Genomic DNA, 16,122 nt, shown 5'->3' on the forward strand with positions numbered 1-16,122 from the left:
GGAAAAGATGGAGCCAAAGGTGACAAGGGTGATCAAGGATTACCTGGTAAAGACGGTAAAGATGGAGCCAAAGGTGATAAAGGTGCCAAAGGTGATAAAGGTGACAAAGGTGAAAAAGGTGACAAAGGTGACCAAGGATTACCAGGTAAAGATGGAACTAATGGTAAAGACGGAAAAGATTTAAGTGCTGAGGATATTAAGAAAATTAAAGAATTAGAAAAAAAACTGAATATTCTAATAACTGCAAATAAAAAAGCAGTCATATCCCTTTTTAGCTTATTTGTAGATAAAGTGAAAAACGAATTAGTGGATAGTTATAGTTGAGATAAAAATGACAAACAATGAATTGAAAAACAAGCTCAATCAATTCTTGATGAAGAAGAATTTCGATTACTAAAAAATTGAGGATATATTTGAATCAATGTATCCGTTTTTGAAAAAAGAAAAGAAATTAGATTACAACTTAATCTATATTTAAAAGATGATTCTGCTGGAATTTTATTTTTAGAAAGCAAAGAATGAACAAAAAAATATGATTAAAATAATAAAGGACTTTGCAAAAAGTTTAAAATATTTAAAAATTATTTAAAGGTTAAGTTATTTAGTTTTGTTATTAAAAGGTATTATCTTAGTGTTTATACCTCATTGTACTCTTTCTTTTAAATTTGATTTTTTATACTTTAGCTGATGAAACCAACTTTATGATACTTGAGTTTTGTTTGTTAGAAATTGTTAGAAATATAAAAAAGTTTTCTCTTTGTTAAAAAGAGAAAACTTTTTTATATTTATTTTTTTAAAACTTGTCTGTTTTAAATTTCAGTTCTACAAAGGCAGATCACGATTTTTAAAGATATAAATTCCTGCCCCGTATAAAACCGCAGAAATTGGTATTAATACTAAGACTTGCGGTAATCATGTGGTCAAAGTTGTTGTTTCCATTTTATCGGGCTTAAATAAGCTTAATAATGTCAAATACTTCAGATATTCCATCTTTAGTTCAGGAACTGAAGCCAATGTTGCTATGATAATAAATGCAGTTGGAATTCCTGCTCCAATAATAAGAGCAAAAGAGTTTTTATTAAAATAACATGATGCTAGTCATGAAATTCCTCCCAAACTTAATAAAATTAAAGTTCAATTCAAAAACATTATTAATCATAAATCTATTGGCATTGAAAGTCCCATAACACCAATAAACAAACACCCAACAATGAAATGTATTAAGGTTCAACAAACAATACTGCCACCAAAGAAGGTCATTTTGCTAACCAAAATTTTTACACGAGATAATGGTGTTGATAAATAGTATGCCATGTCACCTTTTTCAACTTCAATAACGACTAGTTTATTCGCAGTAACAATTAAATATATTAGTGGTAGACTCACTCCAAGAGTCGTCAAGAATCCACCAAATATTCCTATAACATTTTCGCTTGTATTATGACTTCTTAAACTTGATAAAAATATGATAAAAACCAAAAGCGATGCTCCTAAAGCAGCAACTCAAGCAATTCAATTACTATAAATAGCTTTTTTAACTAAGTGTAGATTAATCATTAGAACCTCCTTCGTCTTTGTAAAATTTCATAAAATGCTTTTCTAATGAAAAGGGAATTTCAGATACCATTTCAATTTTATAGTTGCTTAGTTCTTTAAAAAACTTTTCAACATCTTGAGGTTCAACATTGTAAGTAAAAGTAAGCTCATTAGTATCTTCATAAACTTCAGGTCATTCCATAAAGTTCTTTTCACGATATTTAATTTTATAATAGCGTTTATTCTTATTGCGAAGTTCATGCAAGTCAAAACTTGATATGATACGACCGTTTTTAATAATTGCTACTTCGTCACAAGTTTTTTCTACTTCTTCAAAAATGTGTGAACTCATTAGGATTGTTTGCCCGTTAGCCTTTGCACGCTTAATCATTGTCACAAATTTTTGTTGCATTAATGGATCTAACCCAGCTGTTGGTTCATCAAGGATAACTAATTTAGGGTTATGCATAAAGGCAATTACTAAAGCAATTTTTTGTTTCATTCCTTTAGACATTTTCTTAATTTTTAAATTAGGATTAAACTCCCAATAAGCAATTAACTGTTCAACTTCATTTCAATTCTTTTGGCTTCGCAGATTATATATTAGTTTAATAAAATTATAACCAGTCATAGTATCTGGAAAAGATATTTCTCCTGGTAAATAACCTGTATCTGTTTGTACTAATGCCGCTTGAGTTCAAGCGTCTAAACCATTGACCAAGCACTTACCCTTAGTTGGTTTTATGTAACCCATAAGAGCTCTAATAGTAGTTGACTTACCAGCTCCATTTGGACCTAAATAGCCAAAAATTTTACCTTCTTTGATATTTAAGTTAACATCAAAAATACCATAGCCACTTGAAAATGCTTTTGTCAAATTTGTTATTTCAATGATTTTCACAATTTACCTCCATATTCTGTTATTAAAAAAATTATACATTATATCCCAAAAACGCCTAACCATTTATTGTTTTATAATTCTTTTGAAAAAACTCACAAATTTGGTTATAATTATTAAGGTAATTAAATAGGGGCATAGTTCAGTTGGCAGAACATCGGTCTTCAAAACCGAGTGTCGCGAGTTCGAGTCTTGCTGCCCCTGCCATAAAGAAATTATGTCGCACTTTGGTGCGATTTTATTTTAAATAGGGACGTAGTTCAATGGTAGAACGTCGGTCTCCAAAACCGAGCGTTGAGGGTTCGATTCCTTTCGTCCCTGCCAATAGAATTATAAAAAACTCACTTGCAACTTAGCAAGTGAGTTTTTTTAGTTTCAATTAATTCCAGATGATTTTTTGTTTTTGCCATAGTTAGCTTTTTCAGATTTTTTGAAGCCACTTGCGCGACTTTCTTTATTACGATCTTTATAAGGTTTGTTACTAAAAGCACCTGTTCCAGAGTTGGCACTATCATCACGTTTACGAGATGTGCTAGCGTTACTTGTTTTTCTTGCTCCAGGTTTATTAGCTGAACTATAATTTCCACGGCCACTACGAGAACTTCCACCATTACTGCGAGAACTACTGTTTGAACGATTTCTTCCAAAACTTGAATCACGTGATCCAGACGATCTTTCTGAACGTTGAGTTTTAGTTACACCATATTCTTCGTGTCCCATTTCATCAATAATAATTTTGTATGTTTTTTCAATATCTTGAATTTGACGTAATGTTCCTTGGTTAGCAATAAATGAAATTGAGTTTCCAGTTTCGTTATTTCTTCCAGTTCTTCCGATACGGTGAACAAAGTGTTCATTTTCGCGAGAAATGTCGTAGTTAATAACATAATCAACTCCCGAAATATCAATTCCACGAGCAACTACATCAGTTGCTACTAATACTTGATATTCATCATTTTTGAACATTTTAATAGATTTTGTTCGTTGTGATTGGCGTTTGTCTCCATTGATAACAACAGCTTTAACTCCAATTGTTTTTAAGTTACGAGCAATTTTATCAGTTTGTGATTTTGTATTAGTAAAAACAATTGCACGTTGTGGAGCATGTTTTTCAAATACTTTTAAAATCAACTCTTCTTTGTCAATTCCTTTAGTAAAAATAAAAGTGTTAGTAATATTACTATTTACTTTTAGTTCATTATGAATTTCAACAAGTTCATAATCTTTCATATAGTTATTAGCAATTTGCATAACCTTTGGTGTATTTGTAGCTGAGAATAATCCTACTTGAACTCCTTCAGGAGCTGCTTTAAATACGGCATCAATTTCGTTTTTAAATCCCATTTTTAACATTTCGTCAGCTTCATCAAGAATAATTGTTCTCAAATCATTTAACTTTAATGTTCCACGGTTAAGATGATCGTTAACTCTTCCTGGAGTTCCAACAATAATTTGGGCGTCGCGCAAACGATTAATTTGGTCACGCATTTGTGCTCCTCCAATTAAGGGAGCAACACCAATACCATTGATTCTTGATGAAAATTTTCTCACTTGATCAACAATTTGTAATGCTAATTCTCTAGTTGGGGCTAAAATAATAACTTGAGGTCTTCTTAGTTTAACAGTCAAGTTATGTAATATTGGTAAGACAAAAGCTGCGGTTTTCCCTGTTCCAGTACTTGATTTTCCAAAAAGGTTTTGGTTATTCAAAAATACGGGAATCGCTTTTTCTTGAATTTCTGTCGGTTGGTCAAATTTGTTAATTTCCAACGCTTTTAAAATATGTTCGTTTAATTGTAATTCTTTAAATGTCATTTTATTTCCTATCTTTGTATGTTTATATGAGATAAAAAGAGCATTTATTTCACAACTACATTTAATTATTATAGCACACAAATATTAATTAGTAGGAGGTTTTGAATTCAAAAGTTAAAGTATGAAGTCAAACAACTAACATAATTTTAAACAATTGAAAATTACGAAAAAGCTGCAATCTGAATTTTAAATTAAAATTATGATTATGATTATCTAGATTATTTTACACATGATTTATAAATATATAGTATATCTTATTTTAATATCTAAAATTCAATACAAGCTTGATATCTTGAGATATCTAAACTATTAAAGCCAAAGAAAAGAGTTTTTATTTAAAAACCTAAACTCCCAAACTGATACTTTTTAAATATCTATATAATAGTGAATATAAAACCAAGAAAGGAAACAATATTTATGAAAAGACTAATTAACTTCACTTTACCTTTTTTCATTGTTTCAAGTTTGCCATTTACACCGTTACTAAAAAAAGCTAGCACCAATATAGAAAATATTGAAATAAACTATGATCAAACTATTTTAGGTGACTCATTAGATAACCAAGATGATTTAGTTTTGAAGGGACAAAATAGTGATAAATTATATCGAATGTATTCTAATTCAAAAAAAGGTCAGTCATTGCCAAAAAATGAAAATTACGAAACAATTGATTATGTAAAAAAAGCCAATAGAAATGAATGAAGCGAACACTTAGTTACAGGAATTGTCATCGATACTAAAAAGTATGCAACATCTAAAGAAGAGTTTCTTGCACTTTATCCATCGATCTATATTTCGTATATGCTTTCTACAAATTATTGAGATAGTAAGAAAGGATGAGAAAAACGTTACTTAGATCTCCAATTTGCTCCTGTTGGCCTTGCCTACAATTTGGCGTTATCCTCTGATAATTCAGAAGCAACAATTTACGAAGAAAGTAGCTCAAATAATAAAGAAAAAAGTCGAGTAGTAATAAAACAATACTGAGAAAATGATAAATTAGTTATTAATTATCATTTAGGAACGTGATATACCTGAGCATCTGGAAGTATTTATCATCATGGTTCAGTAGCTCAATTTACCGATGACACTTATTATTTAATTTCTCCAAGAAATTCTGAAGGAGAACCCTGAAAAGGTAAAATGAAAAATAAAGTATTATTAGAACCTGTTAGCTATAATTCAAGTTATAGTGGAATGGTTACTGATTTTGAAATTGTTGATAAGCATGCAAAGCCGGGTGATAAGTTCAATTTTAGTGCGTTTTATTCTCAAAGTGCAACAGGGTCGAAGATTGTAGGAAATACTTTTTATTGAAGTTTTTCAATGTTAATATGTCTTCCAACCTCTCTAGTAAATATTGATACAACATTAAATTTAAATGCATCAAATCAACCTTTGCCTTTGACAATTTCTCGCAATTTAAACTTTGTAAGAACAGGGAGTTTGGGGTCTTTTCAATATAAAAATGATTATGGATTTGTAGAAAATTCTAATCAAGTTTTGGTATCTACAGGAATGAATATGGTTGGGGTAGGAGAATTAATGTATGTCACAAATGATTAAATTAAAAAACATTTCTAAAAAATTCAAAGATCAAATAGTATTAAGAGACATAAATCTTGAAATAAAAGCCGGCAAAATTTATGGACTTTTAGGAAATAATGGAGTTGGTAAAACCACATTAGTCAAATTAATTTTTAACGAGCTAACTTATGATAGTGGTGAAATCATATATTTAAAAAATAATGAACAAACGGTGATTGATTATCAAGAATGATATTACTTTTTGGAAAGTGCTAATTTACCGCAAGAAATTAAAGTCAAAGCGTATCTCGAATATATTAAAAATTTAAATCGAATTTCTAAAAAAGAATTTGTTTCAAAATATAACGAAGTAATTCGAATTCTCGATATTTCTAAGTGATTAAAATTAAAAATTGAAGATTTATCTGCAGGACAAAAGAAAATTTTATTACTTTTTGTTTGCTTGATATTAAAGCCGAAGGTTTTATTTTTAGATGAGCCAACTGCTAATGTAGATATTCAAACAAAAAGAATGATGATAGAGACAATTGAGACTTTGAAAAAACAGGGAATTATTATTGTTGTAATTACGCATTTAGTTGATGAAGTTGAACATATTTTGGATCATATCTTTATTTTAGAAGATGGAGCAATTAAATTGGATCAACAATATGATCTCAAAAAGGATGGGCGCTTAAAAGCATTATTTGAGTTATATACAGCTAAAGCAGATAGTAAAAAAATTGAAATGGAGAATTATATAAATGAAAAGTAGTTTATCGCTTAACTTGTTTAAAACAGTCCTGATAAATCAAATAAAAAATGTTAAGCTTATGAGTTTCACACTAATCACTTTTATCCTTTTACTAGGATTAGATTTCTTGTCAGTTTACTGAATTTTAACATCAACTAATCAAGGTCAACTTATGGTACTAAATAAGCTAGTTGTAATTTGTAACTCTGTAGTAATTGCATTTTTATTGCTGACACATTGTTCGCAATTATTTATTTTACAAAAAAATGAAGGCTTATGAAAAATTGATTTGAATTTTGGGTATTCCGGAAAAAATATTTTTTTGTCAAGAGTTTTGCTGTCGTACTTTTTAAGTTTAGTCTTGATAGTTTCAAAATTGATAGTTGATTTAATAATTTATTTTTCAATTAATAAGTATGATAGTTTGTGAGCATATTCGTTTATCATAGCTCCATTTGGATGATATAGTATATTCGCGTTTTTCATCCCTATTATAGTTTTAGTGTTTAGTGTTTTAATCAAAAGTAATTTATCAATGATTACATCAACGCTTTTTGCAATTTTCATTTTACTGCTTCCAGCGTTCTCAATATTTTCTGTTCTTGCAGCATCGTCAAATGATTTTAACAAGCAACAAGCATTTGCGGATGCTTTGAAAAATCAATACTTGTACAGTATTAAGAAGCAAATTGATGCTGATGAATTTAGCACAATAATTTATAATGAAGCTCAAGAACGATATAAATATGCTTTTGAAAAAGAAAGATTTATCATGTCCGGATATGATAATAAACAAGCTGAAGATTCGCAATACTGAAACTTTATAAATGATATCGAACAACAAATTGATGTTAGTCAAGCTAATTTGATTTCATGAACTGAGATTCAAGAGTGATCAAATAAAACTGTAGCGATAAAAGAAACCCCTGGTAAGATATTGGATAAAGTAAATTTTAGTATTGATTCCAAGTATAAAAAAATTCTAACCATATATCAAGATTTTGCTACTAATTGAAATATTTGAAGAGACATAAGTCAAGATAATCCTGTTAATGGAGTTATCACTAATTCGATCAATAAAATGACAGTTAAAAGCCAAACTACGGCAACAAAGTTTCTGTTTAGAAAATCTTTTGAATCGATGTTGTTTGATGTTTGTGAAGCAATGGAAGTTATCCCTGAACCAACTAATAAAAATGTTATAGGGGTTAATCCAGTAGTTGTCCTTCAAGAACAACAAAATTCATACCTATTTGCTAACCTTTTAAATCCCATAACCCATTTTAATTTAATGTTTAATTCGATTAACTATAAAAAAAATAATGGGCTTATAGATTATTACAATTACAACTCAATGTTTTATAATAAAAGCTACAATTCAAAAGTAATTGGTAAAAAAGGTCAAATGTATTTAGTCGAACAAATTAAGCCATTACTAAACGTATCTTTTGTATATTTATTTTATTTTGCTATTGGATGTTTGGTGATTTTCCTAATTTATCCAAAATGACAAAAAAACTTAAAAAAATAGCTAATTTGTCAATTTAATCTAAAACTAAAATAGAGCGCTTTTGAGAAAACAATCTCATGAAAGGCTCTATTTTAGTTTTATTTTTTAAAGAAAGTTATTTGGCTTTGGCAATTATTTAAACTATCAAGGCGTTTATCAATTTTGAGTATAAAAAAAAGAACAACTGGTAATAAAAGCAATTATCAAACATAGAATGGTATTCTATGTTTGATAATTTTTACTTTAGACGTTCTTAATAATTTTAATTTTAATGATAGTAGTTTATTTTTTCATAATTGCGAAAGCAACTGATTCAACTCCAGCATGAACTGTATAAATTGATGGAACCATAGCTTCAGTAAATTTAATGTTACTGTTGTTTAAAGTTTCGCGAATATTTGCACAAGTTTTAGCACTTGTTAAAGGTGTACTCATAAATACCAAACGATATGAATCTTTGTAGTCTTTTTCAATGTGAGCAATAACTTTTTCAGTTAATCCTGAATAAGTACGACCAATTGCTTCTTTTTCAGGTTTAGCCGCTCAACGAATTAATAATTTAGTTTTAAAAATATTTAAAACAGTAGCGATAATCCCAGTAGCACGACCACCACTAGCTAATTTTTTAAGATCACCAGGAATAATTCCTACATAAGTTGCATGTTTGTTTTCTTCAATGTAGTTTAACATTTTTTCGGGAGTATCTAACTCTCCAGAAATAGTTTTTTCATTCAAAGCAAGGGCCATTTCGGTAATTCCCATTGCTGCAATATCATTATTGTCGTAAACACTAACTTTACCAGCATATTTTTCATCTCTAGCTGTCATAAAAGCAGTTTGTAACATTGATGATAAGTTTCCTGGGATTGGAATATGTACAACATGATCATACTTTGTCAGCATTTCATCATATTTAGCTTCCAATTCTCCGGGACTTGCTTGTGATGTTTTTAACATTTCTCCATTAGCAATACGGTTTAAAACATCATGTTTTTCAATATTTTCTAATGTATCTAACATATCAGTATTATTGGGGAAAGTAACATGTAGTGGAATTCACTCAATTTGAGTTCCTTCGATTTCTTTGGGGTTGCTTGTTGCAGCACTGTCAATTAAAATTCCTATTTTCATTATTTTTGAGTTCCTTTTCTAGTTTCTTCATCCGACTAACGCAACAGTTTCGCGGCCAGTATGTGAGCAAATAACATTTGTAAGTTCACTGTATAATCCTACAGTTAATCCTTCGTCATGAATTAATTTAATGATTAAGTCTAAATCTTCTTGATCAAAACGAGAGTAAGCAACATCAACGACCTTAATATTTTTACATTCTTTTTTAATCATACTTAAAGCATGAACAATTGCCTTTTTATATGTTCGGGCAGTATCTTCTTTATCAATCGAACCGTTGTAGCGTAAGATTGGGGTAATTTTTAGCATTTTAGCTAAAGCAGCAGCAGTTGAAGATATACGCCCACCGCGCTTTAAAGTTTCAAGATTCTTAGGAATAATGAAGGTTGTAAATTTAGTTGATAGTTCTTTTACTAATTCTAATATTTCAAATCCCGTTTTATTTTCAGCAATTCAAAAGGCAATGTGCCTAATAACTGTTTGTAAAATAATTGAAACTCCTTTTGTGTCACATACAAAGACTTTGCCTTTATATGCTTCTTCAGTTTCACTTAGCATACGTGCCAAGTTAAACTGACCACTTAAACCGCTTGAGATTGGAGCAAAAATAACTTGATCATAGTCAACTAACAATTTGTCTCACATCGCCATCATATCTCCTGGGGCTGTTTGTGAGGTTTTCAAACTTTGCGAGTCTAATAACTTATAAAACTCATCTTTAGTTAAAGAATCATCATCATAAATTTGATTACCTTCTTCTGGTGTAATCATTAATGGAATAATATACAGATCTTTAAAATCGGATGCTTTGCCGTCATAGGCAGAGTCAGTTAAGATTGCTATTTTCATATGTTTCCCTCCCGGTATTATTTATTTAATTATATATAATTGGTATAATAAAAAGCAAATGATAAAGGAGAATAAATTATTATTATGCAAAAGCGAAAATACGGTATTTATTATAATCAGCAGTTTAATGTGCTAATGGTGAGTTTTAATAATGATTTAGCAGTTACTGAAGTTGCTGAAGTTAATAACTTAACTGTTTTAAAACATGACAATGAGATTGTTGCAATTAATATTTTTAATCCTGAGTTAAAGTTTGAACGAGGATTGGTTTCTGAAGATCCCAAAGCTTATGGCTATGTTCAAAAAGTTATTGCTGACTTAGTTGAAGTTGAACAAGATGTTCAATTTAAAATTGGAAAAGTTTTAAGTTGTCAACCAATTGAAGGAACTCATTTGAGTTTGTGTGAAGTTAATTTAGGCGATGAAGTTAAACAAATTGTTTGTGGCGCTAAAAATGTTCGTCAAGATTTATTAGTAGTTGTGGCAACTCCAGGAAGTTTTTTACCAAATGGTTTAAAAATTGAAGCGGGAAAACTACGTGGGATTGATTCATATGGAATGCTATGTAGTGCTCGTGAATTAGAAATTGCTCCGGGAATTTATAATGATCAAGGAATTATTGAGTTAGATGATAAATTTACAAGTAAAGTTGGAGAAAGTTTTTGAGGAACTCATTATGAAAACCACCAATAAATTTCAATTTGATCCTCGAGTAAAAGATGGATTTTTTGTCGCTGATTATTTTAAAAAAACAACTGCTATCTTAGAAAAATATAAACCCCAGCAAATTGTTACTATGCAATTTTTTCAACGTAAGCAAAATACGGTATTGTGTGGAATTGAAGAAAGTTTGGCATTACTTAAATTTGCTTCAAAAAATTTTGAAGGTTTAGAAATTTGAGCTTTAAATGATGGAGACATTGTTCAACCATTAGAACCTGTTTTAAAAATTAAAGGACGTTACCAAGATTTTGGATGATTAGAAGGAATGATTGATGGTATCTTAGCACGTAATAGTTCAATTGCAACTAATTCAATGCAAATTGTGCAAGCAGCAAAGGGTAAACCGTTATTAAACATGCTAGATCGTGCCGACTCTTTTTGAACATTGCCAAGTGATGGTTATGCCTCATATATTGGGGGATTTCGTCACTTTGTTTCTGAAGCAGCTGTGGAGTATATCAATGATGAGACTGTTGCAAAACCAAGTGGAACAATGCCCCATGCGCTAATTCAATCATTTGATGGAAATATTCTTGAAGCTACTAAAGCATTTGCTACAACCTTTCCTGAAGTTAATTTAGTTTCACTTGTTGATTATCACAATGATTGTGTTAATGATGCTGTTAAGGTAGCCAATTACTTTAAAGAAAAATTATGAGCAGTTCGTTTAGACACTGCAGGAAATTTAATTGACAAAACTGTAGAACAAAATAAAGAAGAATATCCAGGCTATAGTCTTAATGGTGTAAGCGTTCCCTTAGTTAAAGAAGTTCGTAAAGCACTAGACGCAGCCGGACACCACCACGTTAAAATTATTGTTTCATCAGGTTTTAATGCGGAAAAAATTGCTTATTTTGAAAGTGAAAATGCTCCAGTTGATATTTATGGAATGGGAGATTCACTTGCTAAAGTAACAATTGGTTTTACTGGTGATGCAGTTTTAATTGATGGTAAAAAGGAGTCAAAATTTGGCCGTGAGAATCAAGAATCACAACGATTAATAAAAAGATAAGAAGAGGTATATTTATGAATATAATAAACGAGTTAAATTGAAGAGGATTAGTTAAACAAATTACCAATGAAGAAAAGTTATTACAAGCTCAACAAGCTAATAAAGCAGTTTATTGTGGTTTTGATCCCACTGCAGCATCACTACATGTCGGTCATTTAATGATGATCGTAACTTTGCAACGTTTTGGAAAAGCCGGGTTTAACCCGATTGCCCTAATTGGTGGAGGAACAGGAATGATTGGAGATCCTTCATTCAAATCTGATGAGCGAGTTTTACAAACAAATGAACAAGTTTTAGCAAATGTCCAAGCAATTGAAAAACAATTACGTGCAATTATTCCTAATGTGCAATTTGCTAATAATGCTGATTGATTGAATAATATGACGTTAATTGACTTTTTACGTGATGTCGGAAAAGATTTTACTTTAAGTTATTTATTAGCTAAAGAATCAATTGCTACTAGAATTCAAACAGGGTTGTCAATTACTGAATTTTCATACACAATGCTTCAAGCATATGACTTTTGACATTTATATTCAAATATGGATTGTAAAGTTCAAATTGGAGGATCTGATCAATGAGGAAATATTACTTCAGGAACCGATTACATTAATTCTAAAGTTGGTCGTGATAATTCCCAAGCAGCTGGATTTACTATTCCTTTACTAGTTAAATCTGATGGGAAAAAATTTGGGAAAACTGAGTCAGGAGCTGTTTGGTTAGATTCAACAAAAACAAGTGAATATGAATTTTACCAATTTTGATTAAATCAAGATGATGCTGATTGTGAACGTATGATGAAATATTTAACATTCTTATCAGAAGCTGAAATTAGTAAATTACAAGCTGAACATCAACAAGCACCAACTCAACGTATTATGCAAAAACAGTTAGCTGCTGAAATTACACGTTTTGTTCACCAACAAGCTGGTTTAGATAAAGCAATTAAACTAACAGAAGCTTTTTTCCAAGGAAATATTGCGAACTTAGATAAAGCATTGTTAAAAGATGCCTTAGCGGCAATTCCATCAACTAATTTAGCATCTGATGCAACAATCATTGAAGCAATTGTAGCGTCTCAATGTGCAAGCTCAAAACGTGAAGCTCGTGAATTTATTGCAGCAAAAGCAATTACTTTTAATGATGCTATTGTTGAAGATGAAAATGCGAAATTAAGTTCAATTCCATTATTAGAAAATCAATATATTTTAATTAAACGAGGAAAACGAAAATACTTTGGAATTAAAATTGTTTAGATAACGATCTGTGTAGACAAGAAATCTTAAAAAATAAAATCTATTATTTTTGGAATTTATTCTAAAAGTGTAGATTTTTTTTGGAAAAATTTTATAATATAAGTAAGAAGTTAAATATGCCCTTATTTATTTAGCTTCTTGGCCATAAAAATCAATATTTGACAGAATTTATTATACTTAGTGTATATTAACTGATCGTTCTTTTTACACTTCATACATCGTGTATGAACATATTTATTCAACTTTCAAAAACGAATTTTCTCTCAATCTTATTTTTGAAAGACACTTAAAATAGAATGTGATTCTATTAACTATTCAAAATAAAAAAACCGCAGGAAACTGCGGTTTTTGCTTGGTTTAATTATTTAATTAAACGGTTGTATCATTCAACTATTAATGCTTCGTTGATTTCGTTGTTTAATTCTTGACGTTCTGGTAAGCGAACGAATTCACCTTTTAGGTTATTTTTATCAACTTTAACAAATTCAACTGTTGATTCATTGTTTTGTAATGCTTCAGCAATTTTATCGTTTTTTCTCATTGATTCTTTAACTTCTAAGATGTCTCCAGGTTTTAATTGGTAAGAAGGGATATCAACTTTTTTACCATTTACTAAAATGTGACCGTGGTTTACTAATTGACGAGCACCTTGTCTTGTCATTGCAAATCCAAGACGGTAAGTAATGTTATCTAATCTTGATTCCAACATTACTAAAAAGTTTGTCCCAACAATCCCGTGAACTTTTTTAGCTTTAGCAAAAGTGTTTCTAAATTGTCTTTCTGTTAACCCATACATGAATTTAACTTTTTGTTTTTCTTGTAATTGAGTTCCGTAACCAGATAATTTAGTTTTAGCTTTATCTTTTCCGTGTTGACCAGGAGTAGTTACTCTTTTTTTACCTTTGCTGAATTCTTTACCATTTTCAAGAATTGAAAAACCATATCTACGAGATTTTTTGAATGTTGATCCAGTATATCTAGACATATTCATTTCTCCTATATATTTTATTTCAGCGTTAATTAAAAATATCATGAATAGATTCTATCCTAACCAGTCTACTTATTCGCCCTTACTGCAAAGAGTTACTTGGTATAAAATTAATAGACAGCTTTTAGAATATATCTATATGCAGAACATCTTATAAATAACTATAATATTATATCTTATTTTAGAAGCGGTGCAAGCAATATATTTATCTTTTAGATTTAGAGATATTCTACAATCAAAGTAAAAATAAATATTGAAAATCAAAACCTTTTTTGTTTTAAAGCACTATCTAAAATAACCCCTTACTAATTTGATATAATTTTAAAAGATAAAAAAGGTGGGATAACGTGATTTTTACAAACTTATTAGCATGAAATATCCAAAATAAGTTATCTCTGTCTAATAAAATTGGCATAATTGTTTTTTTTCTTGCTTTTGGAGCCTTGCTTGTAGTTTTTGGGTTGCTGATACTTTATCGAGCAATCCTTAATCATGCTTATGAAGCTGAAAAAACTCTTCAAAAAATTACTAAAATTCCCGTTTATTCTCGTATTCGTCGTTTCGATGTTATTTTGGCAGCTAATCCTGAAAACAAAGAGTTAAAGCATTGCTTAAATATTTGAAGTGTTAATTATTTTGCCGAAGTATTTGATCACTTACGAACTCCGTCAAAAAACCTTGAATTATTTTTTAAAAATTCTCAAAACCGCCGACCATATATTTCAAACTTATTAAAAATTCGCCAGACTCGTCGACAAATCTCAGATATTTACATGGCGGTAATGCAAATATATAATGAAACTGAAAAAATCATTACATTTGAAAAAAATGACCGTGATGCGCGAATTTTAACTCGAATTGAATTTAATAAAATTCTTGATAATGTTAACGTGATTTTAAAAAGACCTGACAGTAAAATAAGTCACCCGATATTAATAAATAAAATTAAGCGCTTGGAATTAGTTAATGGAATTGTTGAAAAGAAAATTGCTGATGGACAATTAGCGAATGCACGTCGAATTCAAGCATTAATGATTGAGGAACTAATTGAAGTATTAAAAGTTATTGATCTTAACAAGCGAGCTGAAGAAGAAATTGAAAAAGTTTTTTCAACGCGAATTAAGGAAATTAAAAATGATTTAGATCGTTATGCTTTGAGTAACGAAGATCATAATAAAATTCAAAAAATGTTTACCACTTTTATTAATGAATTTGAAACTCATAAAAAAAATTTTTATGAGGCAATCTTTGGTCTAAAATATCAAGATGCAATGGTAAAATATAATCTGCTAGTCGAGATAGTAAAATCTTTTGAAATAAAGCTTGAAGCTGAACGCAGCATGAAAATGTTTATTAAACATAATTATGATGAAGTAAAGTATTTGTTCCACCAGTTTTTTGTAGATTATAAAAAACTCGAAGAAGTTATTGAATATAACTACAGGCTTAATAATGATGTTGATAGTATTAGAGTTCATTATGAATCAATGAGACAGCCAGTGGAACTATTTAGTGATAGCGTTGTTGGATTTTTTCAAAACATTGATGCTAAAAAGCAAAATAACGAAAGTTTGGAGCAAGATAAATTAAGTGAAAGGTTGGCAGAATTACTAAAGACCCTACAAACCTATTACACTCGGATTTATGAAATGTCTCTTAAATTACAAAGTACTAAAAGTATTGATGAAAGATTGGGCGCAAGAATTCATGATATCCGCAAGGTCCTGTCAACAACAGAAGTTATTATGGCTAAAAATACTCAATTAACTGAGTTAAGTAAATACTTAAGAGAAATTAATGTTATTTATGAATTTATTAACTCTATTGAGACTGACCAAGCCACGCGTGTGCGTTTAACTGAACCAGAAAACTATAAGCGTGCGATGAAATCTTTAAATGCTTATCTTGAACAAGCAATTCGCATTAAAGAAGAGATTTTTAATGTCATTTTATTAGAACAAATTAGTCAAAAAGCGATTGTTTATTTAACTTCGTTAAATATTAATAATTCGCTAAATGATCATCAAATTGCTGACATTATGGAGTTTTATAACAAGCGTGAGTTTAAACATGCGATTAACAAAACAATTGAATTGTTAAACCAACAAGTAGACAGGAACTAA

At 29.9% G+C, this 16,122-nt stretch carries 14 protein-coding genes and 2 tRNA genes; 10 read left to right on the forward strand and 6 right to left on the reverse strand.

Annotated features, from left to right (window positions below; all coding sequences use genetic code 4):
• Positions 1-540 (forward strand): collagen-like protein (locus L872_RS04460; protein ID WP_036268805.1); only part of this gene is annotated, 540 nt, incomplete at its 5' end.
• Positions 541-822: 282 nt separating this feature from the next.
• On the opposite strand, the gene L872_RS0100920 is transcribed toward L872_RS04460, so the two are convergent.
• Entirely contained in the window at positions 823-1,557 is a 735-nt protein-coding gene (locus tag L872_RS0100920; RefSeq protein ID WP_027063022.1) for an ABC transporter permease, read from the reverse strand.
• The gene (locus L872_RS0100925; protein ID WP_027063023.1) at positions 1,550-2,437 is read right to left on the reverse strand and encodes an ABC transporter ATP-binding protein; all 888 of its coding nucleotides are present in this window, start codon (positions 2,435-2,437) and stop codon (positions 1,550-1,552) included. The genes L872_RS0100920 and L872_RS0100925 overlap by 8 nt, the downstream gene beginning before the upstream one ends.
• A gap of 128 nt (positions 2,438-2,565) precedes the next feature.
• Here L872_RS0100925 and L872_RS0100930 point away from each other — a divergent pair.
• Both L872_RS0100930 and L872_RS0100935 read left to right on the forward strand, forming a co-directional pair.
• A tRNA-Trp gene (locus L872_RS0100930) sits at positions 2,566-2,641 on the forward strand.
• Positions 2,642-2,683: 42 nt separating this feature from the next.
• Positions 2,684-2,758 (forward strand) — tRNA-Trp (locus tag L872_RS0100935).
• 45 nt (positions 2,759-2,803) lie between these two features.
• Here the strand turns inward: L872_RS0100935 and L872_RS04465 are convergent.
• Entirely contained in the window at positions 2,804-4,249 is a 1,446-nt protein-coding gene (locus L872_RS04465) for a DEAD/DEAH box helicase (RefSeq protein WP_051418407.1), read from the reverse strand.
• A 417-nt stretch (positions 4,250-4,666) separates the two neighbouring features.
• Between L872_RS04465 and L872_RS0100945 the strand changes: the two genes are divergently transcribed.
• From L872_RS0100945 to L872_RS0100955, 3 genes are read left to right on the forward strand one after another with little or no spacing between them, the layout of a single operon-like run.
• Positions 4,667-5,815 (forward strand): hypothetical protein, encoded by a 1,149-nt coding sequence (locus L872_RS0100945; protein WP_027063024.1) that lies wholly within the window; start codon positions 4,667-4,669, stop codon positions 5,813-5,815.
• Positions 5,799-6,551, forward strand: a complete 753-nt coding sequence (locus tag L872_RS0100950; protein ID WP_027063025.1) for an ABC transporter ATP-binding protein — start codon at positions 5,799-5,801, stop codon at positions 6,549-6,551. The genes L872_RS0100945 and L872_RS0100950 overlap by 17 nt, the downstream gene beginning before the upstream one ends.
• 58 nt (positions 6,552-6,609) lie before the next feature.
• Entirely contained in the window at positions 6,610-8,061 is a 1,452-nt protein-coding gene (locus tag L872_RS0100955; RefSeq protein ID WP_156923084.1) for a hypothetical protein, read from the forward strand.
• A 261-nt stretch (positions 8,062-8,322) separates the two neighbouring features.
• On the opposite strand, the gene L872_RS0100960 is transcribed toward L872_RS0100955, so the two are convergent.
• Both L872_RS0100960 and L872_RS0100965 read right to left on the reverse strand, forming a co-directional pair.
• Positions 8,323-9,171 carry a DegV family protein gene (locus tag L872_RS0100960; RefSeq protein ID WP_027063027.1) on the reverse strand — a complete coding sequence of 283 codons (849 nt, stop codon included), beginning with the start codon at positions 9,169-9,171 and terminating at the stop codon, positions 8,323-8,325.
• Positions 9,172-9,189: 18 nt separating this feature from the next.
• Positions 9,190-10,020: a DegV family protein gene (locus tag L872_RS0100965; RefSeq protein ID WP_027063028.1), complete on the reverse strand. Its 831-nt coding sequence runs from the start codon at positions 10,018-10,020 to the stop codon at positions 9,190-9,192.
• Positions 10,021-10,104: 84 nt separating this feature from the next.
• Here L872_RS0100965 and ytpR point away from each other — a divergent pair, with 84 nt between their 5' ends.
• From ytpR to tyrS, 3 genes are read left to right on the forward strand one after another with little or no spacing between them, the layout of a single operon-like run.
• Entirely contained in the window at positions 10,105-10,713 is a 609-nt protein-coding gene (gene ytpR / locus L872_RS0100970; RefSeq protein WP_027063029.1) for a YtpR family tRNA-binding protein, read from the forward strand.
• On the forward strand, positions 10,697-11,755 hold the full coding sequence (locus tag L872_RS0100975) for a nicotinate phosphoribosyltransferase (RefSeq protein ID WP_027063030.1): 1,059 nt from the start codon (positions 10,697-10,699) through the stop codon (positions 11,753-11,755). The genes ytpR and L872_RS0100975 overlap by 17 nt, the downstream gene beginning before the upstream one ends.
• 14 nt (positions 11,756-11,769) lie before the next feature.
• Complete coding sequence (gene tyrS, locus L872_RS0100980; RefSeq protein WP_027063031.1) at positions 11,770-13,011, forward strand: tyrosine--tRNA ligase; 1,242 nt, start codon at positions 11,770-11,772, stop codon at positions 13,009-13,011.
• A 361-nt stretch (positions 13,012-13,372) separates the two neighbouring features.
• On the opposite strand, the gene rpsD is transcribed toward tyrS, so the two are convergent.
• Entirely contained in the window at positions 13,373-13,996 is a 624-nt protein-coding gene (gene rpsD / locus L872_RS0100985; protein WP_027063032.1) for a 30S ribosomal protein S4, read from the reverse strand.
• Between the two features lie 350 nt (positions 13,997-14,346).
• Between rpsD and L872_RS0100990 the strand changes: the two genes are divergently transcribed.
• Positions 14,347-16,122: a hypothetical protein gene (locus tag L872_RS0100990; RefSeq protein ID WP_027063033.1), complete on the forward strand. Its 1,776-nt coding sequence runs from the start codon at positions 14,347-14,349 to the stop codon at positions 16,120-16,122.

It is taken from the genome of Mesoplasma seiffertii ATCC 49495, assembly GCF_000518725.1.
GTDB classification, from domain to species: domain Bacteria; phylum Bacillota_I; class Bacilli_A; order Mycoplasmatales; family Mycoplasmataceae; genus Tullyiplasma; species Tullyiplasma seiffertii.